24 protein-coding genes are annotated in these 24,659 nt (G+C 71.6%); 19 read left to right on the forward strand and 5 right to left on the reverse strand.

All coding sequences use genetic code 11. The features are described from left to right. The first annotated feature begins 38 nt into the window (after positions 1 to 38). The 6 genes from HNR30_RS04935 to HNR30_RS04960 all read left to right on the forward strand — a co-directional run bounded on the left by HNR30_RS04935 (position 39) and on the right by HNR30_RS04960 (position 4,543). A complete protein-coding gene (locus HNR30_RS04935) occupies positions 39 to 479 on the forward strand; it encodes a PH domain-containing protein (protein WP_312894233.1) in 441 nt (146 codons plus the stop codon). Beyond that, a complete protein-coding gene (locus HNR30_RS04940) occupies positions 480 to 860 on the forward strand; it encodes a hypothetical protein (RefSeq protein ID WP_181608424.1) in 381 nt (126 codons plus the stop codon). 65 nt (positions 861 to 925) lie between these two features. Then, a complete protein-coding gene (locus HNR30_RS04945) occupies positions 926 to 1,786 on the forward strand; it encodes an AAA family ATPase (protein WP_181608425.1) in 861 nt (286 codons plus the stop codon). Beyond that, a complete protein-coding gene (locus HNR30_RS04950; RefSeq protein ID WP_181608426.1) occupies positions 1,783 to 2,874 on the forward strand; it encodes a vWA domain-containing protein in 1,092 nt (363 codons plus the stop codon). Before HNR30_RS04945 ends, HNR30_RS04950 begins: the two co-directional genes overlap by 4 nt. Next, the gene (locus HNR30_RS04955) at positions 2,867 to 3,955 is read left to right on the forward strand and encodes an XdhC family protein (protein ID WP_181608427.1); all 1,089 of its coding nucleotides are present in this window, start codon (positions 2,867 to 2,869) and stop codon (positions 3,953 to 3,955) included. The genes HNR30_RS04950 and HNR30_RS04955 overlap by 8 nt, the downstream gene beginning before the upstream one ends. 24 nt (positions 3,956 to 3,979) lie before the next feature. Then, positions 3,980 to 4,543, forward strand: coding sequence for a nucleotidyltransferase family protein (locus HNR30_RS04960; protein ID WP_181608956.1), 564 nt, complete (start codon positions 3,980 to 3,982; stop codon positions 4,541 to 4,543). Here the strand turns inward: HNR30_RS04960 and HNR30_RS04965 are convergent. After that, complete coding sequence (locus HNR30_RS04965; protein ID WP_181608428.1) at positions 4,523 to 5,410, reverse strand: endonuclease/exonuclease/phosphatase family protein; 888 nt, start codon at positions 5,408 to 5,410, stop codon at positions 4,523 to 4,525. The genes HNR30_RS04960 and HNR30_RS04965 overlap by 21 nt on opposite strands. Positions 5,411 to 5,467: 57 nt before the next feature. Here HNR30_RS04965 and HNR30_RS04970 point away from each other — a divergent pair, with 57 nt between their 5' ends. Beyond that, positions 5,468 to 6,514 carry an LLM class F420-dependent oxidoreductase gene (locus HNR30_RS04970; RefSeq protein ID WP_181608429.1) on the forward strand — a complete coding sequence of 349 codons (1,047 nt, stop codon included), beginning with the start codon at positions 5,468 to 5,470 and terminating at the stop codon, positions 6,512 to 6,514. A 191-nt stretch (positions 6,515 to 6,705) separates the two neighbouring features. Beyond that, positions 6,706 to 8,004 (forward strand): dicarboxylate/amino acid:cation symporter, encoded by a 1,299-nt coding sequence (locus tag HNR30_RS04975; protein WP_181608430.1) that lies wholly within the window; start codon positions 6,706 to 6,708, stop codon positions 8,002 to 8,004. Between the two features lie 320 nt (positions 8,005 to 8,324). Here HNR30_RS04975 and HNR30_RS04980 read toward each other — a convergent pair whose 3' ends face one another. Next, entirely contained in the window at positions 8,325 to 8,807 is a 483-nt protein-coding gene (locus HNR30_RS04980) for a hypothetical protein (protein ID WP_181608431.1), read from the reverse strand. 92 nt (positions 8,808 to 8,899) lie between these two features. Then, the gene (locus tag HNR30_RS04985; RefSeq protein ID WP_181608432.1) at positions 8,900 to 9,262 is read right to left on the reverse strand and encodes a hypothetical protein; all 363 of its coding nucleotides are present in this window, start codon (positions 9,260 to 9,262) and stop codon (positions 8,900 to 8,902) included. A 225-nt stretch (positions 9,263 to 9,487) separates the two neighbouring features. On the opposite strand from HNR30_RS04985, the gene HNR30_RS04990 reads away from it, so the two are divergent. Continuing rightward, positions 9,488 to 10,900 carry a serine/threonine-protein kinase gene (locus HNR30_RS04990; RefSeq protein ID WP_181608433.1) on the forward strand — a complete coding sequence of 471 codons (1,413 nt, stop codon included), beginning with the start codon at positions 9,488 to 9,490 and terminating at the stop codon, positions 10,898 to 10,900. An 83-nt stretch (positions 10,901 to 10,983) separates the two neighbouring features. Here HNR30_RS04990 and HNR30_RS04995 read toward each other — a convergent pair whose 3' ends face one another. Continuing rightward, entirely contained in the window at positions 10,984 to 12,753 is a 1,770-nt protein-coding gene (locus tag HNR30_RS04995; protein WP_246377152.1) for a glycoside hydrolase family 9 protein, read from the reverse strand. 145 nt (positions 12,754 to 12,898) lie between these two features. Here HNR30_RS04995 and HNR30_RS05000 point away from each other — a divergent pair, with 145 nt between their 5' ends. The 5 genes from HNR30_RS05000 to HNR30_RS05020 all read left to right on the forward strand — a co-directional run bounded on the left by HNR30_RS05000 (position 12,899) and on the right by HNR30_RS05020 (position 18,507). Continuing rightward, complete coding sequence (locus HNR30_RS05000; RefSeq protein WP_181608435.1) at positions 12,899 to 13,927, forward strand: M24 family metallopeptidase; 1,029 nt, start codon at positions 12,899 to 12,901, stop codon at positions 13,925 to 13,927. A 25-nt stretch (positions 13,928 to 13,952) separates the two neighbouring features. Beyond that, on the forward strand, positions 13,953 to 14,513 hold the full coding sequence (gene efp, locus HNR30_RS05005) for an elongation factor P (RefSeq protein ID WP_181608436.1): 561 nt from the start codon (positions 13,953 to 13,955) through the stop codon (positions 14,511 to 14,513). After that, positions 14,513 to 14,923, forward strand: a complete 411-nt coding sequence (gene nusB / locus HNR30_RS05010; protein WP_181608437.1) for a transcription antitermination factor NusB — start codon at positions 14,513 to 14,515, stop codon at positions 14,921 to 14,923. Before efp ends, nusB begins: the two co-directional genes overlap by 1 nt. Before the next feature lie 174 nt (positions 14,924 to 15,097). Further along, entirely contained in the window at positions 15,098 to 18,130 is a 3,033-nt protein-coding gene (locus tag HNR30_RS05015; RefSeq protein WP_181608438.1) for an AfsR/SARP family transcriptional regulator, read from the forward strand. 50 nt (positions 18,131 to 18,180) lie between these two features. Continuing rightward, a complete protein-coding gene (locus HNR30_RS05020) occupies positions 18,181 to 18,507 on the forward strand; it encodes an MmcQ/YjbR family DNA-binding protein (protein WP_181608439.1) in 327 nt (108 codons plus the stop codon). A gap of 47 nt (positions 18,508 to 18,554) precedes the next feature. On the opposite strand, the gene HNR30_RS05025 is transcribed toward HNR30_RS05020, so the two are convergent. Continuing rightward, the gene (locus HNR30_RS05025; protein WP_181608440.1) at positions 18,555 to 19,463 is read right to left on the reverse strand and encodes a cation diffusion facilitator family transporter; all 909 of its coding nucleotides are present in this window, start codon (positions 19,461 to 19,463) and stop codon (positions 18,555 to 18,557) included. 97 nt (positions 19,464 to 19,560) lie between these two features. On the opposite strand from HNR30_RS05025, the gene HNR30_RS05030 reads away from it, so the two are divergent. The 5 genes from HNR30_RS05030 to HNR30_RS05050 all read left to right on the forward strand — a co-directional run bounded on the left by HNR30_RS05030 (position 19,561) and on the right by HNR30_RS05050 (position 24,644). Continuing rightward, positions 19,561 to 20,283 carry a methyltransferase domain-containing protein gene (locus HNR30_RS05030; protein ID WP_220133171.1) on the forward strand — a complete coding sequence of 241 codons (723 nt, stop codon included), beginning with the start codon at positions 19,561 to 19,563 and terminating at the stop codon, positions 20,281 to 20,283. 9 nt (positions 20,284 to 20,292) lie between these two features. Next, on the forward strand, positions 20,293 to 21,558 hold the full coding sequence (gene dinB / locus HNR30_RS05035; protein ID WP_181608441.1) for a DNA polymerase IV: 1,266 nt from the start codon (positions 20,293 to 20,295) through the stop codon (positions 21,556 to 21,558). Positions 21,559 to 21,750: 192 nt separating this feature from the next. Next, a complete protein-coding gene (locus tag HNR30_RS05040) occupies positions 21,751 to 22,146 on the forward strand; it encodes an SCO2097 family morphological protein (RefSeq protein ID WP_181608442.1) in 396 nt (131 codons plus the stop codon). A gap of 162 nt (positions 22,147 to 22,308) precedes the next feature. Next, the gene (locus HNR30_RS05045) at positions 22,309 to 23,994 is read left to right on the forward strand and encodes a sensor histidine kinase (RefSeq protein WP_181608443.1); all 1,686 of its coding nucleotides are present in this window, start codon (positions 22,309 to 22,311) and stop codon (positions 23,992 to 23,994) included. Further along, positions 23,994 to 24,644: a response regulator transcription factor gene (locus HNR30_RS05050; RefSeq protein WP_181608444.1), complete on the forward strand. Its 651-nt coding sequence runs from the start codon at positions 23,994 to 23,996 to the stop codon at positions 24,642 to 24,644. Before HNR30_RS05045 ends, HNR30_RS05050 begins: the two co-directional genes overlap by 1 nt. The last annotated feature ends 15 nt before the right edge of the window (positions 24,645 to 24,659 follow it).

Consider the following 24,659-nt stretch of genomic DNA (forward strand, 5'->3'; position numbering starts at 1 on the left):
GCCATGGGGGCGTCCATCGCCGCTGGTAGGTTGACCGGGTGAATCCTCCGGCCCTGCCCGTGACCTGGCGCCCCCACCGCACGCGGTTCGTCGCGTACGGCTTCGCGGCGCTGATCATGATCGGCGCGGTGGTCATGGCTTTGGCCATGGCCGAGCCGTGGACCTGGCTCGACCGGCTCTTCCTGGTCCTGTTCGCCGGCCTCGTCGCCGGCATCCTCCACCTGCTGGCGCGGGTGCGGGTGACCGCCGACGAGCGGGGACTGACGATCGTCAACGCGCTCAGGACCCACCGCCGCACCTGGCCGGAGATCATCGACGTGGGCATGGTCCCCGGCGAACCCTGGCCCAAGATCGACTTCTCCGACGGCACCTCCGTCGGCGTGATGGGCATCCAGGGCTCGGAGAAGGCCAACTCCGCCCGTGCCCTGGCCGAACTCGACGCCCTCATCCGTGACCACAGCGACTCCAAGGACATCTGAATGCCCGCCTCGGTCGACCTGACCTCCTGGCCCCTGCTCCGCGCCGTCCAGGGCGGCCGCCTGACCGTCGAGGAGGCCGAGTCCCTCGCCGCCGGCCTGAGCGAGGTGCTCGACCGGGCCCGCGCGGAGGACACCCGCTTCGCGATCGTGGTCGACCAGCGCGACCGCCAGGCGCCCCAGAAGGGCGCCCTGGAGGGCATCCACGCCTTCTGGGCCGAGCACGCGGAGCAGATCGCCCGCTGGTGCTGCGGCTACGCGAGCGTGGTGGCCACCCGGGAGCTCGCTGACCTGGTGGTCAACCCGGGCCCCGGCGGGCTCGTGGTGTTCGGCTCCGTCGACTACGAAGAGGCCCTGTCGTGGGCCAAGGCCCGCCTGGAGTGATCGGCCCTTCCGCTTTCCGAGTGGCGCAGTAGCCTGAAAGCGTGCTGCGGCGGACAATCAGGGCAATGAACATCGAGTCGCCGGACAAGCTCGTCGAGCTGCTCGACCGGCATGCCTACCTGGCCGACGAAGGCCTGGCCACCGCGGCCTTCCTCGCCCTGCGCATGGGCCGGCCGCTCTTCCTCGAAGGCGACGCGGGCGTCGGGAAGACCGAGCTGGCCAAGGCGCTGGCCGGGCTGCTGAAGGCGCCGCTCATCCGCCTGCAGTGCTACGAGGGCATCGACGCGGCCCAGGCCCTCTACGACTGGGACTTCGCCCGGCAGCTCCTGCACCTCAAGGCCGCCGAGGCGGGCGGCGTGCACGACGTGGGCCGGCTGGAGGCCGAGGTCTACGACCGGCGGTTCCTCATCGCCCGGCCGCTGCTCCAGGCGATCGAGACGCAGCCCAGCGTGCTGCTGGTCGACGAGGTCGACCGGGCCGACGACGAGTTCGAGGCGTTCCTGCTGGAGGTGCTGTCCGACTTCACGATCAGCATCCCCGAGCTGGGCACCGTCAAGGCCTCGACGCCACCGGTCGTGGTGGTGACCTCCAACCGCACCCGCGAGGTGCACGACGCGCTCAAGCGCCGCTGCCTCTACCACTGGCTGGAGCACCCCGACTTCGACCGGGAGGTGGCGATCCTGCTGCGCAAGGTGCCCGGCTGCGGAGAGCAGCTGGCGTTGCAGGTCGCCAAGGCGGCCGAGCGGCTGCGCGCGGCCGACCTGGTCAAGCCGCCCGGCATCGCCGAGACGATCGACTGGACCCAGGCGCTGCTGACGCTGGGCGCCAGGGACCTCGACCCCGACCTGGCCGCCAGGACGCTGGGGGCGGCGCTGAAGTACCGCGAGGACGTGCAGGCCGTCGTCTCGAACGGGTTGCTCGCATGACGATCGCCGCCACCATGATCGGATTCGCCCGCACTCTGCGGGCGGCCGGGGTGGCGGCCGACCACGAACGCACCCAGCACCTGCTCAGAGCGCTGGAGCACCTCGACGTCACCGACCGCCGGGGCGTGTACTGGGCCGGGCGCCTCACCCTGTGCGCCACCAAGGACGACCTGGCCCGCTACGACCGCTGCTTCGAGGCCTACTTCGGCGGCATGCGCGCCGGACGTGCCCAGGTCAGGACCGTGACCAAGGGCCTGAGCGCGGTCGACGACGGCGACGGAGAGGGTCAGGGCCGCGCGTTGCGCGCCAGCGCCAGCGAGCTGGAGGTGCTGCGGCAGCGCGACGTCACCTCGCTGACCGAGTCCGAGCGCGCCGAGGTGCATCGCCTGCTGGGCCTGCTGTCGGGCCGCCGCGCCAGGCGCAGCTCGCGCAGGTTCCGTACGGCACGCGGCGGCCCCCTCGACCGCGCCCGCACGATCCGCCGGGCGCTCAGGCGCGGCGACGTCGCCGAGCTGCTGCACCACCGCCACGGCAGCAGGCCGCGCACGGTGGTCCTGCTCGTCGACGTGAGCGGCTCGATGGCCGCCTACGCCGAGACGCTGCTGCGTTTCGCGCACGCGCTGGTCAGGAGCGAGCCGGGGGCGACCAGGGTGTTCTCGGTGGGCACCAGGCTGACCCCGATCACCGCGGAGCTGCGCCACCGGGATCCGGGCACGGCCCTGCGCGAGGTGTCGAGGAGCATCCCCGACTGGAGCGGCGGGACCCGCCTGGGCGAGGAGCTGCGCTTCTTCCTGAAACGGCACAGCGCGCGCGGGGCGATCACCGTCATCGCCTCCGACGGCTGGGAGCGCGGCGACCCCGCCCTGCTGGGCGAGCAGGTCGCCCGCCTGTCGCGCCAGGCGCACCGGTTGATCTGGGTCAACCCGCACAAGGGGCACGCGGGTTTCCAGCCGCTGACCGGGGGCATGCGTGCGGCCCTGCCGTACCTGGACGACCTGGTGGCCGGGCACAGCCTGGCCGCCTACGAGGATCTGGCGGAAAGGCTCTCGGGGGAGCGGCGAGGGACGGGAGGTCCGGTCCATGCGTGACGTGTTGCCCGAGATCATGCGCTGGTGGCGCTCGGGGCTGAGGTTCGGCCTGGCCACGGTGGTGAGCACCTTCAGCAGCGCCCCGCGCCCGCCGGGCGCGGCGATGGCGGTGCGCGGCGACGAGGTGGTGGGCAGTGTCTCGGGCGGCTGCGTCGAGGGCGCGGTGTTCGAGCTGGCCTCCGAGGTGGAGGCGCCGGTCCTGCAACGGTACGGCGTGAGCGACGACGACGCCTTCGCCGTGGGCCTGACCTGCGGCGGCATCATCGACATCCTCATCGAACCCATCTCCATCGAGACGTATCCGGAGATGGGGGAGATCTACCGCTCCGTCCAGCGCCACGAGCCCGTCGCCGTCGCCACGGTCATCGACGGGCCCGGCGTCATCGGCGCCCGCCGGGTGATCTGGCCGGAACGTTCGTCCGGCACCCTGGGCGTGGCCAGGCTCGACGACGCCGTCGACGACGACGCCAAGGGCATGCTGGCCCAGGGACTGACCGGCGTGCGCCACTACGGCGGCCACGGCGAGCGGCGCCTCGACGAGCTGTCGGTGTTCGTGCAGTCGTTCGCCCCGCCCCCGCGCATGCTGGTCTTCGGGGCGATCGACTTCGCCGCCGCGGTGGCCAGGATCGGCAAGTTCCTCGGCTACCACGTGACCGTGTGCGACGCCAGGCCGGTCTTCGCCACGCCCAAGCGGTTCCCCGACGCCGACGAGGTCGTCGTCAGGTGGCCGCACGACTACCTGGCCACGCAGACGGTCGACGAGCGCACTGTGATCTGCGTGCTCACCCACGACCCCAAGTTCGACGTGCCGCTCCTGGAGGTGGCGCTGAAGACCGACGCCGGCTACATCGGCGCCATGGGCTCACGCCGCACCCACGAGGACCGCCTCGACCGCCTGCGCGAGGCGGGCGTGCAGGAGGAGCAGCTGGGCCGCCTGCGCTCGCCCATCGGCCTCGACCTGGGCGCCCGCACCCCGGAGGAGACGGCCGTGTCGATCGCCGCCGAGCTGATCCAGCTGCGCTGGGGCGGCACGGGACGGCCGCTGACCGACACCGAGGGGCGCATCCACGGGGAATCGTGATCAGCCTGCGACGATGGAGGCATGATGGACTCTCGGGTGGCGGGGCTGCTGCTCGCCGCGGGCGGCGGCACCCGGCTGGGCACGCCCAAGGCGGCCCTGGAGCACGATGGCGAACGCCTGGTCGACCGCGGTGTCCGGGTGCTGGAGGAGGGCGGCTGCCATCCGGTGGTCGTCGTGCTCGGCGCGGCGACCCTCCAGGTGCGGCGGGCGGTGGTGGTGCAGAACCCCGACTGGCGCTCCGGCATGGGCTCCTCGCTGTGCGTCGGCCTGCGGGCACTGCCGCCGCAGGCGGAGAAGGTGGTCATCGCCCTGGTCGACCAGCCCTTCGTGGAGCCTGAGGCGGTGCGCCTGCTGATCGGCAGCGGCGCCGGCGTGGCGGTGGCCACCTACCAGGGACGGCGCCGCAACCCGGTGCTCGTCGCCCGCGAGCACTTCGAGCAGGTGATGGAGTACGCCGTCGGCGACGTGGGGGCCAGGGAGTTCCTGCGCGCCTACCCCGAGCTGGTCACGGAGGTGGAGGTGCCGGGGGATCCCCGCGACATCGACACGCCCGAGGACCTGCGTTACCTACAGCCGGAACGCGGCTAGCGCCGCGCGGTGGTCGCTGCCGCTCGCCGGGGCCACGTCGGCCCAGGTGGCGGTCATGCCCCGGTAGAGCACGTGGTCGGGCCGCACCACCGGGAACGTCGAGGGCCAGGTGAAGCCGAACCCGTCGCCCGCCTCGGCCTGCGCGTTGAGCAGGGGAGGGGTCAGGCCGTCGAGGGCCCGGTCGGTGGTGGCGGTGTTGAGGTCGCCCAGCAGCAGGATGCGCTCGCTCGGGTCGTCGTCGATCAGCTCGCGCGCGGCGGCCAGTGACTTGTCGCGCGCCGCCGTCTGGCCCGGCCGTGCCGAGCCCAGGTGCATGACGTAGACGGTCACGTCGCCCTTCGGCGTCTTGAGTACGGCACGCAGGGCACGCTTCCAGCCCAGCCCCGGATCGATGGACTTGCGCTCCACGATGGGATAGCGGCTCCACAGGCCGATGGTCGAGACGGTGTAGGAGTTGTCGAACATGGCGTTGAGCTGCTTGGCCGCCGGCCCGCCAGGGGTCAGCTCCTGGGCGGCCAGCACGTCGAGCTCTCCGGCGACGGTCTTGACCGCCACGCCCGAGTTGTTGTTCACCACGCCCACGTTGACCGTGCCCACCCGCAGGTCGCTGTCGCCCCCCGGAGGGTTGGCCAGGGCGGTGCCGCCGTACATCACCGCCCACACCGCGCCGGGCACCAGCGCCGCCGCCAGGGCCAGGCCCGAGCGCGCGGCCAGGGCCAGCAGGAGCAGGACCGGCACGCCCCAGCCGAGCCAGGGCAGCAGGCTCTCGAGGATGGTGGTGAACCCCTCGAGAGGAGGCAGCAGGCTGTGCAGCGCCAGCACGGCGGCCAGCAGCAAGGAGGCGACGATCACAGCCCGCTTCAGCATTCCGCCAGGCTATTATGCGAAGCGACAGAACAAGATTCGGTTGGTGAGGGGCGCGGCATGCGAATCGGGATGGCACTGAACTATTCGGGCGGTTTCAAGGAGACCGTCGCCGAACTGGCCGACTTCGAGAAGGCCGGGCTCGACATCGTGTTCGTGGCCGAGGCCTACAGCTTCGACGCCGTCAGCCAGCTCGGATACATCGCCGCCCGCACCGAACGCCTGCAGATCGCCTCCGGCATCCTGCCCATCTACTCCCGCACCCCGACCCTGCTGGCCATGACCGCGGCCGGACTCGACTACGTCTCCGACGGGCGGTTCACCCTGGGCCTGGGCGCCTCCGGGCCGCAGGTGATCGAGGGCTTCCACGGCGTGCCGTACACCGCTCCGCTGGGCCGTACCCGCGAGGTCATCGAGATCTGCCGCAAGGTCTGGGCCCGCGAGCGTGTCACGTACGAGGGCAAGCACTACACGCTGCCGCTGCCCGTCGAGCGCGGCACCGGCCTCGGCAAGCCGCTCAAGCTGATCAACCACCCTGTGCGCCAGAACATCCCCGTCCTCATCGCCGCCATCGGCCCGAAGAACGTCGAACTGGCCGCCGAGATCGCCGACTCCTGGCAGCCGATCTTCTACCTGCCGGAAAAGGCCGCCGACGTCTGGGGCGCCTCGCTGGCCGCGGGCAAGGCCAGGCGCTCGCCCGAACTGGGCGAGCTCGACACCGTCGGCCAGGCCTTCCTGGCGATCGGCAAGCCCGAGGAAGTGCGCCCCTACATCGAGCTCGGCCGCCCGATGGCCGCGCTCTACATCGGCGGCATGGGCGCCAAGGGCAAGAACTTCTACAACGACCTGGCCCGCCGCTACGGCTTCGAGAAGGAGGCCGAGCAGATCCAGGAGCTGTACCTGTCGGGCAAGAAGGACGAGGCCGCCGCACTGGTGCCGCAGGAGCTCATCGAGGGCATGTCGCTCATCGGCGACGAGGGCTTCGTGCGCGACCGCATCCAGGCGATGCGCGAGTCGGGGATCACCACGCTCAACGTGGCGCCCCTGGGCAGGACCCACGAGGAGCGCATCAAGCTCATCGAGAGGGTGCGCGAGCTCTCTATGTGACGCAGATCACTCTATTTCAGGGAATCTGAGTGGGTTAACCGTCTGTTGAGAAATCCTGTGAGGTTTCTTGTGACGCACGTGTGGCTGGTGGAGCGGCTGCACATCGACCTGTGCCGGGCCACCGGCGCGACGCTCTGTCGCTGAGTCCGTTCTTCGCGCCCTTCCTCATCCCATCTTTCGGAGCTCCACAAGTGAAGAGACTCAGCTTCTCCCTGCAACTTCTCCTGGGCCTGGTGGCGGGCGTCGCCATGGGCCTGGTGGCCAGAACCTGGGACGTGTCCTGGCTGGCCGCCACCCTCACCCAGGTCGGCGCGATCTTCGTCCAGCTGCTCAAGCTGGCCGTGCCGCCGCTCGTCTTCACCGCGATCGTCGTCAGCATCGCCAACCTGCGCAACGTCGGCGGCGCCGCCAGGCTGGCGGGCAAGACCCTGCTGTGGTTCCTCATCACCGCCCTGGTCGCGGTGGCCTTCGCCATCGCCCTCGGCCTGATCATCAACCCCGGCCAGGGCGTCACCCTCGACCTCGGCAAGGCAGAAGCGGTCGACCTCGAAGGCCGCGGCACCTGGTTCGACTTCCTCGTCGGCATCGTGCCCACCAACATCTTCACCGCCTTCTCCGAGCCGAACGTGCTCCAGATCGTCTTCCTGGCCGTCGTCTTCGGAGCCGCAGCCATCGCCGTGGGCGAGAAGGCCGAGCCGTTCCTCAACCTCACCCGCTCGGTGCTCGAACTGATCCAGAAGGCCCTGTGGTGGGTCATCCGGCTGGCCCCCATCGGTACGGCGGCGCTCATCGGCAAGTCGATCGCCAACTACGGCTGGGACCTGCTGGCGCCCTTCGCCAAGCTCACCGCGGGCGTCTACATCGGCTGCGCCATCGTGCTCGTCGTGATCTACCCGGTGCTGCTGCGAGTCTTCGGCAAGGTCAGCCCGCTGCAGTTCTACAAGAAGATCTGGCCCGCCTTCGAGCTCGCCTTCGTCTCCCGATCCAGCGTCGGCACCCTGCCGCTCACCCAGCGCGTCGCCATCGAGCGCCTGGGCGTCGACCGCGACTACGCCAGCTTCGCCGTGCCGTTCGGCGCGACGACCAAGATGGACGGCTGCGCCTCGGTCTACCCGGCCCTGGCGGCGATCTTCATCGCCCAGATCTTCGGCGTCCAGCTCGGAGTCGGCGACTACCTGCTCATCGCCCTCGTGTCCGTGATCGGCTCGGCGGCCACCGCGGGCCTGACCGGCGCGATCGTGATGCTCAGCCTCACGCTCACCACCCTCGGGCTGCCCCTGGAGGGGGTCGGGCTGCTGCTGGCGATCGACCCGATCCTCGACATGATCCGCACCGCCACCAACGTGACGGGACAGCTGGTCGTGCCGGTGATCGTCGGGCGGTCGGAGGACAAGCTGGACGACAGCGTGTACGACGCGCCTCCGCAGGACCTCGACGACGCCCCGTCCGAGCCGGTGAACACCCGGACGACGGAGCCGGCACTGGCCTGACGTTCTGACCGCGAAAGGGCGGGGAGCTTCGGCTCTCCGCCCTTTCGTGCTGTTCGGAGGCGGCGTCGACCACGCGGTTCCACGCCCGGAAGTCCAGTAGCGGCGTTAACGGAGTGATCCAGCCGACTTCCTGCTCGATCGTGGGCGTGTATCGCCAGCGACCGTCCTGGTAGGCGAACCCGGAGGCCCACTCGAGACCGCAGCAGCTCGTCTCGTTGGCTCGCGTGACTGCTCGGGCGACGTGTGGCTCCCGTACGCACTCTTCTTCGTCAGCGGCGCGGCGACGGACACGTGCAGGCGCGGTCCTGATCTCGCCGCGGTCAGGCGAGCGGCCACCCGCGGATGAAGATCACCGCCATGCTCAGCGCCTCCAGCCCCAGCCCCACGTACATCAACATCTGCCCCGCCTGATACCACCGCTTCTTGCGCTCCCACACCCCGTACCGGCCCGCCCAGAGCTGGCGCGCGTGCTTGGCGTCCGCCGAGGCGAGGCTGCGCACGATCGCCATGCGCGCGTAGTGCACCGCACGGACGTAGGCGAAGAAGGCGATCGCCGAGGCGCCGAGCGAGAGCAGCCCGAGGAAGAGCGTGAGCCTCACCGCCAGCGCCTGGCCGAAGACCAGCTCGTGCGGGAGCTGCGTGAGGAACGCGGCGACCACGGCCAGGGCGAGAGACACGTTGAGCGTCACGTGGCGCGCGTCCTCGGCGGCCGTCTCGATCAGCCCCTTGATGTACTCGACGCGCAGTTCCTCCGGCCCTTCCAGGTCGGTCAGGTCCGCCGGGTAATGGATCTCGTCGCTCACGTGCACCTCCACACGGAGATCTGCCGCACGGGGACCAGAGTTACGGCAGATGGCCACCGCGTGACGATCACGCGGTGGCCATCCGGGGTGTCCTAGGCGGTGAAGGAGCGCGAGCCGCGCGAGATCGTGGTGCCGCGCTCGCCCCAGTACGACCGGGCGGTCGCCGTGTAGGTGGCGTTCTCGGTCAGGCTGACGGTCCAGCACAGGCTGCCCGGGTCACCGTAGTAGTTGTTGTTGTCACGGTAGGTCCGGCCGTTGATCCGCACCTCGACCCAGCGGGCGCCCTCGCTGTCGTAGGCCTCGACGCAGAGCCGGTTGCCCGTGTCGACATAGGTGATCAGGCCGTCGCCGACGTTCCAGGAGAACGAGCTGGCGGAGGCGGGCTGGGCGATGGCCAGGGTGGCGGCCGCGAAGCCGATTCCGGCGACGGCGGTCTTGACAATGTTCTTCAGCATTGTTTTCCCTTCCGAATCTGGCGGAACGACACGATCTTGGATCGGGCCGTCGACCAGCGGAAGGCCGGCGAAGGAGTGTTCCTCGACGCTTTGCCGGGCGTCTGGAAACGTTAATTCCCGGAGTGCGAAGGGGGCCGTGAGTTCATCGGCTCTTCTTCCTTCAAGCGCGCGACCGCTGTGACCGATGGGGCAGGGGCGCTCCCCGTCCCCTTTATTGTGTCTTGGGTGAGCGATGGACAGATGCCGGAACAGGTGCTGAGCGGGCGTTACCGGCTGGATGAGGTGATCGACCGCACCGGCACCAGCGAGGTCTGGCGTGGTCACGACCTGCAGGCGGACTGGGCCGTCGCGGTCAAGCTCCTGGAGGAGGGCGGCGACGCCGTCACGCGGGGCCGCTTCGCCCGCCGGGCGCAGGCGCTCGCCACGGTGCTGCACCCCAACGTGGTGACCGTGCTCGACGTGGGCGACCGCTTCGTCGTCATGGAGTACCTGCCCGGCAAGGGCCCGGCGGGCCCCAGCCCCTCCGACGAGGTGCGGACCGTGCTGGGGCAGGTCGCGTCCGGGCTGGAGGCGGCGCACCGGTCCGGCATCGTGCACGGCAACCTCAGCCCCGCCGACGTCCGGCGCGCCGGCAGCGGCGTGCTCAAGGTGACCGGGTTCGGGCTGCTCGGCGACGGCCTGCCCGTGCCCGAGGTGCCGGTGACCCCGTACCGCGCGCCCGAGCAGCTCGACGGGGAGACCGGCAAGCCCGCCGACGTCTACGCCCTGGGCTGTGTCGCCTACGAGCTGCTCACCGGCCAGCCGCCGTTCGAGGGCGACGACCTGGAGGCGCAGCATCGCACCGCCAAGCCTGAGCGGCTGTCGGGCGTCCCGGAGGAGCTCGGCACGCTGGTGCAGTCGTGCCTGGCCAAGGATCCCGCCGCCCGCCCCTCGATGTCCGCCGTACGGCAGGCGCTCACCAGCCCGCTCGGCGCCCCCCGCGAGCCCGTGGCCGCGGCGCCGTCCCAGCCGGTGTACGGCACCGCGGTGATGGAGCAGCCGCTGGGCGACGAGACCGCCCTGTACGAGCAGCGGCACGAAGACCTCGACCGTCCCGACAGGCGCATGCTCGTGCAGCTGGGCATCGCCCTGGCGATCATCGTCGCGGCGGTGGCGGCCTTCGCCTTCTGGCCGCGCGGCTCCGAGACCCCCGACCCGGTCGTGCAGGCCACGCCGACCACGGTCACCGAGGAGCCGACCCCCGAGCCGACCCCGTCGCAGACGCCGAGCGCCAGTGAGAGCCAGGAGCCGCCCTCGACCGTCGGGCCGGTCCAGACGCTCGGGCCGCAGCCGGTGGGCGACAGCTACGAGCTGCGCACCGACGTGCCTCCGCCGGGCGGGTGGGACACGTGGCTGGGGCGCTTCCACGAGGCCGTGGAGGACGAGGAGGACGCCCGCGCCATCGAGCCGGGCGTCGCCCAGCGTGCCCACCGCGACATCGACGACGCCGCCAGGCGGATCCGCCAGGGGCGCGTCGATCGTGGCATCAGGGATCTGCGCAAGGTCGCCGCGGAACTGGGCCAGGCCCGCGACCGCGGCGACGTGCGGGGTGACGGATCGCTGGCGGAGTTCCTGACCAAGTTCAAGCTCTGGCCCTGAGCCCTGAGCCCTGAGTTCAAAGACCCCCCTCCGGTACGGCAGCAGTGCGCATGCCGTACCGGAGGCGAGAGGCCGCCCGAGGGTCAGTCGCCCGCCATCAGCGTCAGCGCGTAGAACGCGATCGCCGCGAAGTCGTCGGCCGGCTCGGAGGCCTGCCACGACCGCACGTCGTCCACGAACCGGCTGTCATGCCCGGTGAACCTCTCGTACCGGTCCACCTCGTCGGCCGGGCACGCGGGCATCTCGTCGAAGCGCCCGCCGAGCCCGCCCTCGAACAGCGAGACGTTGTTCGGCCCGTTCACCACGGCCCCCACGACCGGCTTCCCGGTGATGTTGGAGATCTGGTAGTGCGGGCACGTGATCGCGTTCTCGCCGACCCCGGCGACGAACGACACGCCCCACGGGTTGCCGCCGAGCGCCCAGTTCCGCTGCTGGGTGCCGAAGGCGTCGTAGGAGCGGTCGCCCGTCACCCGCTTGTAGAGCCGCGAGGTCGCCGCCAGCCCGAACGTGCGCGGCACGGAGTCGAACTGGTCGTAGCGCGCCCCGGCGCGGAAGGGGTCGGCCGAGGCGCGGGCCAGGCCGATCTCCAGCTGGTCCTTCAGTCCGGCGATCAGCCCGGCCTCGTCGATCGCCAGCCCGGTGGCGCGGGACTTGCGCAGGGCCTTGACCAGGTCGGCGTGGGCGAGGGCGCTGACGTCGTAGAGGTTGAGCGTGTCGCCCGCCTCGTGCTCCAGGTACTGCGCCGCCCAGTGCGCGGCCTGCCGTACCCACTCGCCGGCACGCGAGTCGCCGAGCCTCAGCGCGGCCAGGGCCAGCTGCGCGCCGCCGAGCTCCATGTCGTCGCGCCACACGCTCTCGGGGTAGAACGCATGCGGCAGGCTGGTGACGAGCTGGCCGACGTTCTCGGTCCTGGCCATGGCGTAGACGGAGGCGGCCTTCTCGAGCCACCGCGCGGCCTTGCGCGGGTCCGGTTCCACCTGCGCGGCCAGGGCGAAGGCGGCAGCCGTACGGCCGGCGAGGTTGGGGCTGATCGGCTCGCCGGGAGCGGCGGCGCGGAAGACGGGGCGGTTGCGGATGTACTGGCGTCCCTCGGCCGTGTCGTGGTCGTCGGCCTCGGGCAGGCGCCAGATGTCGTGGTCGCCGGCGAAGGTGCCCTCGGCGTTGCCCGCGCCGATGCCGACCTGGATGTAGAGCGTCCTGGACTGCTCGTCCCACATCTTGTCGAGGTACTTCAGGCCGTGGGTGGCCTCGGCGCGCAGGCGCGGGTCCACGGCGCCGTCCCTCTTGGCCGCCCAGAGCATCGTGTCGACGTAGGACAGGATGTGGGTGAACTTGAGGTAGTCGCCGGCGTCGAACCAGCCGCCCTCGACGTCGACCGGGCCGCCGATCTTCGTCAGCTCGCCCTTGATCTGGTCGGTGTCGGGACCGGTGAAGACGGGCCAGTCGTAGACGGAGGCGCTGCGGTCGTTGAGGTGGCTGGGCTTGCGCAGGGCGTGCGCTCCGTCGCGCTGGCCGCCGAAGAAGGTCACGATCTTGGCCGCGGGCACCGCCAGCAGCGCGGAGGGGGCGATCGTGAACTCGGCGGAGACCAGGGACCCCGCCTTGATCCGGTAGTTGCCGGGGGCGCGCAGGCGGCTCAGGTCCAGGTCGTAGACGTGGGGGTAGGCGGCGTTCCAGGTGCCGAGGTCACGCCCCGCCGTACCTCTGAGAACCTGGCGGCCCCGGCGGTCGACGACCGTGAAGCGGGTGGCCGGGGCGCCGGCCTCGGTCATCAGGTAGGCGTGCTTGGCCTCGCCGGGGGCGAAGCCGACCTGGTCGACCCGGATGAAACCCTGCGCACCGGGTGAGGCCATCGCGGGACTCCCTGTGATCACGACTGCTAGCGCGGCTGCGGCGGCGGCGAATCTCATAAGACCTCCAAAGTTAGGAAACCTTCCTAACTTGCTGGGGACGGTAGCCGGGGCGCGAGGCGAAGGTCAATACGCGTACATTGACGAAATGACCGTCAATTTCGGAGAGCGCCGGGCACAACTGGCGGCGATCCTGCCCGGGGTGCCCGCACTGCTGGTCACCCGCCCGGTGAACGTGCGCTACCTGACCGGACTGGACAGCTCCAACGCGGCCGTCCTGGTCTGGGCCGACGGCTCGGCCACCCTGGCCACCGACTCGCGATACATCGAGATGACCCGCGGCCTCGACATCGAGGTCGTCGAGGACCGCGACGTGGTCGGCCGCCTGGCCGCGCAGGGCGTCGGCGTCGAGGCCACCCACATGACCGTGGCCGCCTTCCGCCGCCTCAACGGCGTCGTCCCCCTGGACCCGCTCGTCGAGCAGCTCAGGATGGTCAAGGACGAGCACGAGATCGAACTGCTCCGTACGGCGTGCGCCATCTCCGACCGCGCCTTCAGCGACATCTCCGGCAGCATCCGCCCCGGCGTGTCGGAGAAGGACCTCGCCCGCATCCTCGAGGCCAGGATGATCGAGCTGGGCGCCGACAAGCCCGCCTTCGACACCATCGTGGCGGCCGGGGAGAACGGCGCGGTGCCCCACCACTCGCCGACCGACCGGCAGCTGCGCCCCGGCGACCTCGTCACCATCGACTTCGGCGCCCGCTACCGCGGCTACCACGCCGACATGACCAGGACCGTGGCGGTCGGGCACGCCGCCGACTGGCAGCGCGAGCTGTACGACCTGGTCGCCGCCGCGCAGCAGGCCGGGGTCGAGGCGGTCAAACCCGGGGCGATCGCCGGCGATCTGGACGCCGTCTCCCGCTCGATCATCGAGGCCGCCGGGCACGGCGAGGACTTCCGGCACGGCCTGGGACACGGCGTCGGCCTGGAGATCCACGAGGACCCGTTCCTGGGCCCCGCTCGTACCGGTAAACTAGAGGATCGAGTTCCTGTGACCGTTGAGCCGGGGGTCTACCTCCCCGGCCGGGGCGGGATCCGCATCGAGGACACCCTGGTGGCCCGCGACGCGGGCCCGGAACTCCTCACCAAGACGACCAAGGAGCTGCTCGTCCTTTGAGCGGCCGCACGCGGGAGAATGACGAGTGGCGACGACCAACGACCTGAAGAACGGCCTGGTGCTGAAGCTCGACGGTGGTGAGCTCTGGTCCGTCGTGGAGTTCCAGCACGTCAAGCCGGGTAAGGGCGGCGCCTTCGTGCGCACCAAGCTCAAGAACGTCCTCTCGGGCAAGGTCGTCGACAAGACCTTCAACGCCGGCGTGAAGGTCGAGGTGGCCAACGTCGACAAGCGCGAGATGCAGTTCTCCTACAAGGACGGCGACGACTTCGTCTTCATGGACACCGAGACCTTCGACATGGTCAACGTGCCCTCCAAGACCGTCGGCGGCGCCGCCAACTACATGCTCGAGAACACCAACGCCACCGTGGCCTTCAACGAGGGCGCGGCGCTCTACGTCGACCTGCCCGCCGCGGTCGAGCTGATCATCTCCAACACCGAGCCGGGCCTGCAGGGCGACCGCTCCACCGGCGGCACCAAGCCGGCCACCCTCGAGACCGGCGCCGAGATCAAGGTGCCGCTCTTCATCACGACCGGCGAGAAGGTCAAGGTCGACACCCGCAGCGGCGAGTACCTCGGCCGCGCCTGATGTCCGCACGCGGTAAGGCGCGCCGGCGCGCGCTCGACATCCTCTTCGAGGCGGAGCTGCGGGAATCCGACCCGCTCGCCATCCTCGCCGAGCGGGTGGCGCGCGCCGAGCCGCCGGTCAACGAATACACCTCGGCCATCGTCGAAGGCGTGGTCCGCCACCGTGACCGCATCGACGAGCTGATCACCACCTACGCCGAGGGCTGGACCCTCGAGCGTATGCCCGCGGTCGACCGCAACCTGCTGCGCGGCGGCACCTACGAGCTGCTGTGGATGCCCGACGTGCCTGAGGGCGTGGTCATCAGCGAGTGGGTGCACCTGGCCAGCGAGCTGTCCACCGACGACTCGCCGACCTTCATCAACGGGCTGCTCGCGCGCTTCAAGGCCCTCAAGCCCACGCTCGCGCTCTGAGCCCGGACGGCGAGCGCGCCTTACCCCGGCCGCCGGGAGCGCCGCGGCGGGGCCCCGGGTGTGGCCCAGGGTGTGGCCCACGGCGGGGTCCGCGGCGATGCGCACGGCGGGCCCCACGGGGTCCGCTCCCGCGGATCTTCGGCGCCGTCGCCGCCCGATGGTACGGTGACCGCCATGGCGGTTGACGAGGTCGAGTTCAGGATCCTCGGTCCGCTCGAAGCCGTGGTCCACGGGCGTGTGGTCAAGCTGGGCGGTCCACGGGCCCAGGCGGTCCTGGCGACACTCCTGCTCGACTACGGGCGCACCGTCTCCGTCGACCGGCTGGCCACCCTGTGGGGCCACCCCCCGCCCTCCTCGGTGCGCAACCAGGTCATGATCGCCGTCGGCACCCTCCGCAAGGCCCTGCGCGAGGCGGGAGCCAAGGCGACGATCATCGAGACCGTCGGCCAGGGCTACCGCGTCGCCACCGGCAGCCTCGACGCCCGCTCCTTCGAGGAGAGCGTCACCGCCGCGCGCCAGGCGGCGGCGGGCGGGCGCCACACCGCGGCCGCCGTGCTCTACTCCCAGGCCCTGGCCACCTGGCGCGGTCCCGCGCTGGCCGGGCTCGACCTCGGCACGAGCGTCACCGCCGAACGCTGGAACGACCTGCGCCCCGCCGCCGCCGAGGAGTGGGCGGAGGAGGAGCTCACCCTCGGCCACCACCGCGAGGCCGCCGCCGAACTGCGTGGCTGGCTCGCCGAGCACCCCCTGCGCGAGCGGCTGCGCGGCCTGCTGATGCTGGCCCTGTACCGGTGCGGGCGCAAGGCCGAGGCCCTGGAGACCTACCGCGAGGGCCGCACGCTGCTCGGCGAGGAGCTCGGCCTCGACCCCGGCCCCGAGCTGCGGCGCCTGCAGGAGGCGATCCTCAACGACTCGCCCGAGCTCCAGCCCGCGCCGGCCGCGGCGTCCGGCCCCCGGGTCGTCCCCGCGGAGCTGCCCTCCGACGTGGCCGGGTTCGCGGGCCGCGTGGCCGATCTCGACCAGCTGAAGCGCTGCCTGTCGCCCGGCTCCTCCACCACCGCCCCGATCGTCGTGGTGTCGGGAAACGCGGGCGTGGGCAAGACGGCGCTGGCCGTACGGTTCGGTCACCTGATGGCCGACGAGTTCCCCGACGGGCAGCTCTACGTCAACCTGCACGGCTACTCCCGGGCGCCGGCCATGAGCTCGCTGGAGGCGCTGACCCGGCTGCTCGGCTCCCTGGGGATCGCGCCCGACCAGATCCCGCCCGACGAGGACGCGGCCGCCGGGCTCTACCGCTCGCAGCTGGCCGGTCGCCGGATGCTCGTCCTGCTCGACAACGCCCTGTCGGCCGAGCAGGTCAGGCCCCTGCTGGCGGCGGCGCCCGGCAGCGTGGTGATCGTCACCAGCCGCGACAGGCTCACCGGCCTGGTCGCCAGCCACGGCGTGCGGCGCCTGCCCCTCGACGTGCTTCCCGTCGACGAGGCGCTGGAGCTGGTGGGCGCGGTGGCCGGGCCGGAGAGCCTGGCCGCCGAGCCCGAGGCGGCGCTCGAACTGGTCAGGCTCTGCGGCGCGCTGCCCCTGGCCCTGCGCGTCGCCGCGGCCACCCTGGCCGACCACCAGGACCCGGGCCATGATCCAGGTGAGGGGGGCGGTGCGCTGGAGGGCTACGTGGCGGCGCTGTCCGCCGGGCGGCTCGACACCTTACGGATCGACGGCGACATGGCCGTCGGCGGCGCGCTGGAGCTGACCTACGCCCGGCTCCCGCAGCCCGCGCGCCGCCTGTTCCGCCTGCTCGGCCTCATGCCCGGCCAGGACATCACCCCGGGCTCCGCCGCCGCCCTGTGCGGCCTCGGCCACGACGCGGCGGGCCCGCTGCTCGACCGGCTCGCCACCGCCAGCCTCCTCGAAGAGCACAGGACCGGCCGGCTGACCTTCCACGACCTCGTGCGCGAACACGCCCACGAGGTGGCCATGCGTGAGGAGCCCTACACCGAGCGCCAGGCCGCTCTCACCCGCCTGCTCGACCACTACCGCCACCTGGCCGACGCCGCCCACGACCTGATCAACCCCAACCGCAGGCGCCTGCTCCCGCCCCCGCCCAGGCCGGAGGGCGACCAGCCGGGCCACGCCGACCGGCAGGCCGCGATGGCCTGGCTCGACGGTGAGTGCGGCAACGTGATCGCCGCCGTCCGCGCCGCCGTCCAGGCGGCCGGGCACGTCGCCGACCGGCGGCACGACGAGCACGTGTGGCAGATCGCCACCGACCTCAACCCCTACCTCATGGTGCGCGGCCGATTCGCCGAGAGCGCTGCCCTGAGCGACGTGGCCGCCTCGGCCGCCCGCCACCTGGGCAGGCCGCGGTTCGAGGCGCTGTCGCTGTTCGCCGCCGCCCTGGCCGAACAGGCGCACACCGGCCGCTACCGCCAGGTCCTGGGCTCGCTCCAGCGAGCGCTCGACCTGGCCGGCGCGGCGGACGACCGGTGGATCCAGGCGCAGTGCCTCGGCCTGGCCGGATACCTCCACCACTACCTGGGCGACTACCCCGAGGCGCTCCGCTGCCAGCGCCAGGCGATTGCCGCCCACGAGGAGGTCGGCAACGCCCTCAAGCAGGGGCTGGCCCACTCCGACCTGGCCGGCACGCTCATCGTGCTCGGACAGTACGGCCCGGCCGACGAGTCGCTGAAACGCGCCCTGACGATCTTCCGCGAGATCGGCTTCCAGCTCGGCGAGGCCGCGGCCCTGCACCACGTGGCCGAGTCGCTGTGCGGCCAGGGGCTCCACGAGCAGGCGCTCGACAGCCTGGCCGACAGCCGCCGCCTGCTCACCGCGCTCGGCGACCCCGTCATGCTGGCCACCGTCGTCGGCTCCATCGGCGACACGCTGCGGTGCCTGGGACGCCTGCCCGAGGCGCGCGCGGCGCTCGACGAGGCGTTCGCCCTCATCGAGGGGCTCACCGCGGTGAGCGTGTCGGCCGCGCTCTCCAACCAGCTCGGCCTGCTCCTGGCCGACCAGGGCGACCCGCTGTCGGCCGTGACCGCGCACGAGAAGGCGTTGCGCCTGGCCGCCGGGTCCGAGCTCCGCCTGGAGGAGGCGCGGGCCCACCACGGCCTGGCCGCCGCCCGCCAGGCCTGCGGCGCCGACGCGGCGGCGGCGGAACACCGGGAGCGGGCCGCCGCGCTGTTCGACGCCCTGGGCGTCAACCCCTGACCCCACGCCGGGGACGCCGCGATCGATGGCGCGCGGGATACCGTGGGGGGATGGCCACTGAGGATGACGCGCGGACCCTGGCCCTGGCGCTGCCCGAGACCTCCGAGCGGCCGATGTACGGCACGCCCGCGTTCTACGTCGTGAAGAAGTGGTTCGCCCGGATGCACGAGATGCCCGGCGTGATGGTGCTGCCGCTGGCCGCGGAGGAGCACAAGCACGAGCTGGTCGCGGCCGATCCCGGCGTGTTCTTCACCACCCCGCACTACGACGGCTACGCGGCGGTGCTGGTGCGCCTGGCCGAGATCGGCCACGAGGAGCTGGGGGAGTTGCTGGCCGAAGCCTGGCGCCTGCGCGCGCCCAGACGCCTCCAGCGCTGACCGGCCCTCGCGCGCACCCGCCGTCTCGCGCTCTTCAGGCGCCCCGCTCAGGCATGTTTGGCCCCCTCGTGGTCCAGGTGCCCGCGCGGCTCCAGCTGCAGCGTGGAGTGCTCGACGTCGAAGTGCCCGCGCAGGCAGTCGTGCAGCTCGTCGAGCAGCCGCCCGTCGCCCAGCCGCGAGTCGTCGACCACGATGTGCGCGGTCAGCACCGGCAGCCCCGAGGTGAGGGTCCAGGCGTGCAGGTCGTGCACGTCCACGACGCCGTCGCGGCCGAGCAGGTGCGCGCGCACGTCCGACAGGTCCATGCCCTTGGGCGTGGCCTCCAGCAGCACGTCGACGGCCTCCTTGAGGAGGTTCCAGGCCCGGGGGAGGATCATCACCGCGACCACCACCGAGGCGACGGGGTCGATGACGTACCAGCCGGTCAGCTTGATGGCGATCGCCGCGACCAGCACCGCCACGGAGCCGAGCAGGTCGCCCATGACCTCCAGGTAGGCGCCCCGCACGTTGAGCGACTCCTTCTGGCCGCGGTAGAGCAGCACCATGGAGACCGCGTTGACCGCCAGGCCCACCAGCGCCACGACGATCACCAGCCCCGACTGGACCTCGGGCGGGGCGAAGAAGCGTTCCCACGCCTGGGAGAACACCCAGATCGCCACGCCGAACAGCAGCACCGCGTTGGCCACCGCGGCCAGGATCTCGATCCGGTAGTAGCCGAAGGTGCGCCGGTCGGTGGCGGGCCTGGCGGCGAAGTGGGCGGCGACCAGGGCCATGAAGACGCCGGTGACGTCGGTGGCGGAGTGCAGGGCGTCGGAGATCAGCGCCAGGCTGTTGGCCACCAGCCCGCCGATCACCTGGGCCACCAGGACCACCGCGGTGACGCACAGGACGACCAGCATGCGTGAGCGGTGCTGCGCCGTGGCGCTCACCTGCCCGTGCCCGTGTCCCCCGCCCATGTGTCCCCCCGGATCATCGCCCGGACTCCTTCCTACCCTTCCCCCGCCCGCCTGCCACCTGGCATAGGCTGGCCCAAGACCTAACGAGGAGGCGGGCTTGCAAGGGGTCACGAGAGCTCCGGGGGTGCGGACCGCGGTGGTGTGGGACGCCCTGCGGGCGGTGCTGGCGGGCAGGGACCGGCTCGACATCGTCGACGCCGGTGGCGGCACGGGCGGCTTCGCCGTACCGCTGGCCGAGCTCGGACACACGGTGACGGTCGTCGACCCGAGCCCCGACTCGCTGTTCGCGCTGGAGCGCCGGGCCGCGGAGGCCGGTGTGGCGGTGCGGGCGCTGCAGGGCGACGCCTCCGACCTGGGCGACCTCCTGCCGGCCGACAGCGCCGACCTGGTGTTGTGCCACAGCGTGCTGGAGTACGTCGACGATCCGGCCGGGGCGCTGGCCACCGTCCACGGCCTGCTGCGCGGGGGCGGCGCGGTCAGCGTGCTGGCGGCCAACCCGGTGGCCACGGCGATCCACCGCGCGGTCGCCGGCCACTTCGACGAGGCCAGGCAGGTCCTCGACCAGGGCCGTTGGGGGGCCAAGGACCCCACGCCCCGCCGTTTCACCGCGCAGGAGCTGGCCGCGCTGCTCAGGGAGGCGGGTTTCGAGCCCGCCCAGACCCACGGCGTGCGGATCTTCGCCGACCTGGTCCCGAGCCGGCTCACCGACGGCGAGGCGGGTGCCGCGGAGGCGCTCATCGCCCTGGAGAAGGCGGCCGCCGACCATCCCGTGCTGCGCGACATCGCGACGCAGCTCCACGTCGTCGCCAGTCGAACATAGAATCGAAGCGTGGCGAGAAAGCAGATCACCGGAGTCGGGCCGACTCCGCGGGGCGGTGCGGGCGACAGCGCCGGTGGCGGTGTCGACGACGACGGCTGCCCGATCCTCCACGTCGACATGGACGCCTTCTTCGCCAGCGTGGAGCTGCTGGAGCGTCCGGAGCTGCGCGGGCTGCCGGTGATCGTCGGCTCGCCGTCCGGGCGCGGCGTGGTGCTCAGCGCCACCTACGAGGCCAGGGCCTACGGCGTGCACTCGGCCATGCCCATGAGCCGGGCCAGGCGCGTCTGCCCGCAGGCCACGATCATCCCGCCCAGCCACGGCAAGTACGGCGAGGTCTCCAAGGGCGTGATGGAGATCTTCCACTCCGTCACGCCACTGGTGGAGCCGATCGCCTCCGACGAGGCCTTCCTCGACGTGGGCGGGGCGCGCAAGCGGCTGGGCTCGCCCGCGACGATCGCCCGGCTGATCCGCGCCCAGGTGCGCGAGCGCTACGGCATCACCTGCTCGGTGGGCGTGGCGAGCAGCAAGTTCGTCGCCAAGCTGGCCTCCAAGCAGTGCAAGCCCGACGGCCTGCTGGTGGTGCCCGAGGCCGATGTGGTCGCCTTCCTCCACCCGCTGCCGGTGAGCGCCCTGTGGGGAGTCGGAGAACGCACGGAAACGGCCCTCACGCGGCTTGGAATCCGGACTGTGGGGGATTTGGCAAGAGTGCCCGTTCCGACGCTCCAGCGCGAACTGGGGCCCGCGGCGGGGGGTCACCTGGCGGCGCTGGCCTGGGGGCGTGACGAGCGCCCGGTGACCGCGCACGTGCCCGACAAGAGCATCGGCAACGAGGAGACCTTCTCCGTCGACATCGACGACCCCGAGGTGATCAGGCGCGAGCTCCTGAGATTGTCCGAACGCGTGGCCTCCAGGATGCGTAAGAGCGGCTATGTGGGAAGGACGGTAAGCGTGAAGCTTCGCCGGGCCGACTTCTCCACGATCAACCGGTCCAAAACTCTCAGGGAACCCACAGATGTGGCCCAGAAGATCTACTCGACCGCCTGTGCCCTGTTCGGGGCGTCGGGTCTCGAGCGGGTCCGCCTGCGCCTCGTCGGCGTCCGCATGGAGCAGCTGACCCCGGCCGACGGTGCGACGCACCAGCTCAGCCTGGGTGAGCGCGAGAGCGGTTGGAGAGAGGCGGAAAGGGCTATGGACAAGGCGATCCGGCGTTTCGGGCCCGATGCGGTGGTCCCGGCTTCACTGGTGCGAGGACGACTTGATGAAATGGATGCATGATGGGCCATGTGGGGACTAGGTCCGGGGGTGCGGGAATGATCTCTTTGTCACCTCCGGTTTGGTCTGCGTTGGCCGTTTTCTTTCGCCTACGTCTACAGCCTCGTATTCTGGGGATAACCGACCGCGAGGTTCGGACACCCCGTGTCGTCCGTTGCCGTCTTCCCCGTTATGGGGCCGTCCTTGGGAGGCGCCGTGCCGCTCTCTGAGCACGAGCAGCGCTTGCTCGACCAGATCGAGCAGGCCCTCTACGCCGAGGACCCGAAGTGGGCCAACACCGTAAGGATCAGTGACCCACGCAACCATTACAAGCGACGTCTGATCAAGGCCACCATCGGCTTTGTTCTCGGCATCGTCCTGCTGATGGTCGGCGTGGTCATGAACATGATCCCGCTCGGCGTCGGCGGTTTCGTGGTCATGCTCGCCGCGTGTCTGTGGGGCCTGTCGAGCTGGAAGCGTATGAGTGGAATAGGTGACGCGGCCGCGTCGGGGGCAGGGGTGCCTCCGGCGAAGGGCTCGCGTCGTGGTAACCGCGGATCCTTCATGGAACGCATGGAGGAACGCTGGCGTCGTCGTCACGACGACCGCTAGAACGTCGATGACCGCCTCCCGCCAGGGGGGCGGTCCGCTCGAATCGGTTACCGCTCCACGGCTTCCTGCGTGCTGCCGTCGTGCTGCCCGCCGGGAGCTCTCGTCGTGCGGCTCAGGGTTAACCCCCTTCTCAGCGTGCTTCACGCTGCCGAGACTGGGGCCATGCGCACCACGGCGATCATCCTGGCCACCCTGGCGTACGGCCTGTGGGCGGTATGGCCCACCTACGCCTACGACGCCCCGAAGGCCACCCTGCTGCTCGTCGGCCAGGTCGCGCTGGCCGCCACGGGCGCCCTGTTCCTGGCGGAGTCGCGCCTGATCGGCGTGCTCTTCGTGGCCGCCGCCTGGGCGGAGCTGACGGCGGAGCTCGTCAACCGTGCCTGGGGCTGGTACCCGTTCGTCGCCGCCGTGGCCAGGCCCGTGCCGGCGCTCGTCCTGATGACGATCCTGCTGAGCTATCCGCGCGAGCGGATCGGCTACCCGCGCTTCGTCGCCGCGGCCTGGGCGCTCATCCTCATCGGCAACGCCGCCGACAACCTCACCTGGGATCCCGACCCTCCGGGACAGCCCGCGGCGCCCTTCGCGTGGGTGACCGTCTTCTCCAGCGGGGCCGAGCAGCGTCCCGGCTACGGCCTGTACTGGTTGTCGGTGATCGCCGTCGTGCTGGCCGCGCTCGCCCTCGTCGTGCACCGGGCGCTCAGGTCGCGCGGGCTGGAACGCCGCGAGCTCGCCCCGGTCTTCCTGGCCTCGGCGGTGTACGGCTTCGCGCTGATCTCCACCTCCGTCTGGATGGTCATGCCGTGGATCACCGGGGCGGGCGACCCCATGGAACGTGCCCACGTCCCCGACGTGGTGTCGATCTCGCAGGTCGCCGCGCCGCTGCTGATCCCGCTGGCGTTCCTGGCGGCCGCCGTCAGCCGCGGGCTGGACCGGGCCAGGGTCGCCGACCTGGTCACCGGCCTGGCCCGCCCGGCGACCCTGGAGTCGGTACGGCAGGCGCTGCGCGACGCGCTGGCCGATCCGGACCTGGATCTGGTCCTCGGCGAGGCGCCGCAGCGATCGAACCGTCTCGTGCTCCCCGTCACCGGCCGCGCCCACGTGCTCACCGCACCCGAACTGCGCAGACGCGACGACGTGGTGCGTGCCGCCCTGGAGGCCGCCGCGCTCGCCCTCGACCACGCCCGCCTCCACGCCGACCTCCAGGAGCAGGTCCGCCAGGTGGCCGAGTCCCGCGCCAGGATCGTCGAGGCGGGCGTCGCGGAGCGCCGCAGGGTCGAGCGCGACCTGCACGACGGCGCCCAGCAGCGCCTGCTCACCCTGGCCGCGACCCTGGGCCGCCTGCAGGCCACCAGCGACGATCCGGCGGTGCGCGAACTCGTCGACGAGGCCAGGAGCGGCCTGCGCGCCGCCCTGTCGGAGCTGCGCGACCTGGCCAGGGGCATCCACCCGGCGGTGCTGGAGCAGATCGGCCTGGCCGCCGCCGTGCGCGGCGTGGCGGAGGCGCTCCCGGTCGAGACGGAGATCGACATCCCGCCCGTCTCCGTCAGCCCGGCCGTGGAGACCACGGCCTACTTCGTGATCTGCGAGGCCCTGACGAACGCGATCAAGCACGCGCGTGCCCGCCGGATCACGATCGCGCTGGCCGCCCACGAGAACGTGATCACCGTCACCGTGGCCGACGACGGCACGGGAGGCGCCGTCCTCGCCCCGCGCGGCGGTCTGGCCGGGCTCCAGGACCGGGTCGCCGCCCTGGGAGGCTCGCTCACCGTCCAGAGCCCTGCCGACGGCGGTACGCTCCTGCGGGCGGACCTGCCCGCCGCGCCCTCCGAACCGGCCGGGAGCCCTTGATGCGGATCATGCTCTGCGACGACTCGGCCCTCTTCCGCCACGGCGTCGCCCTCCTGCTCCAGACGGTGGGCGTGGAGGTCGCCGGTCAGGCGGGCAACCTGGCCGAGCTGCACGAGCTGCTCGCAACGGATGTGCCGGACGCGGTGATCCTCGACATCAGGATGCCGCCCACCTTCACCGACGAGGGGCTGGCCGGCGCCGCCGACCTGAGGGCCGCCCATCCGGGGCTGGGCCTGCTGGTGCTGTCGACCTACGCCGAGAGCGCCTACGCCAGGCAGCTGCTGGAGATCGGCCCGTCCGGCGTGGGCTACCTGCTGAAGGACCGGGTCGACGACGCGGCCACCGTGCGCGACGCGTTGTCGCGCGTGATCGCGGGGGAGTCGGTCATCGACAGCGAGATCGTCTCGCGGCTGTTCACCCGGCGCACCGCCGTCTCCGGCCTCGACAGCCTGACAGAGCGCGAGCAGTCCGTTCTCACACTGATGGCGGAGGGCCGCTCCAACGTCGCCATCAGCAGGCGGCTGCACCTGGGCGTCAAGACCGTGGAGACGCACATCGCCGCCATCTTCGGCAAGCTCGGCCTGGAGCCGGGCGCCGACGACAACCGCCGGGTGCTGGCCGTCCTGACCTGGGTGCAGTCGGGCGGGTGAACCCCTCGGGGACCA

Source organism: Nonomuraea soli, assembly GCF_013761175.1.
GTDB lineage: Bacteria > Actinomycetota > Actinomycetes > Streptosporangiales > Streptosporangiaceae > Nonomuraea > Nonomuraea soli.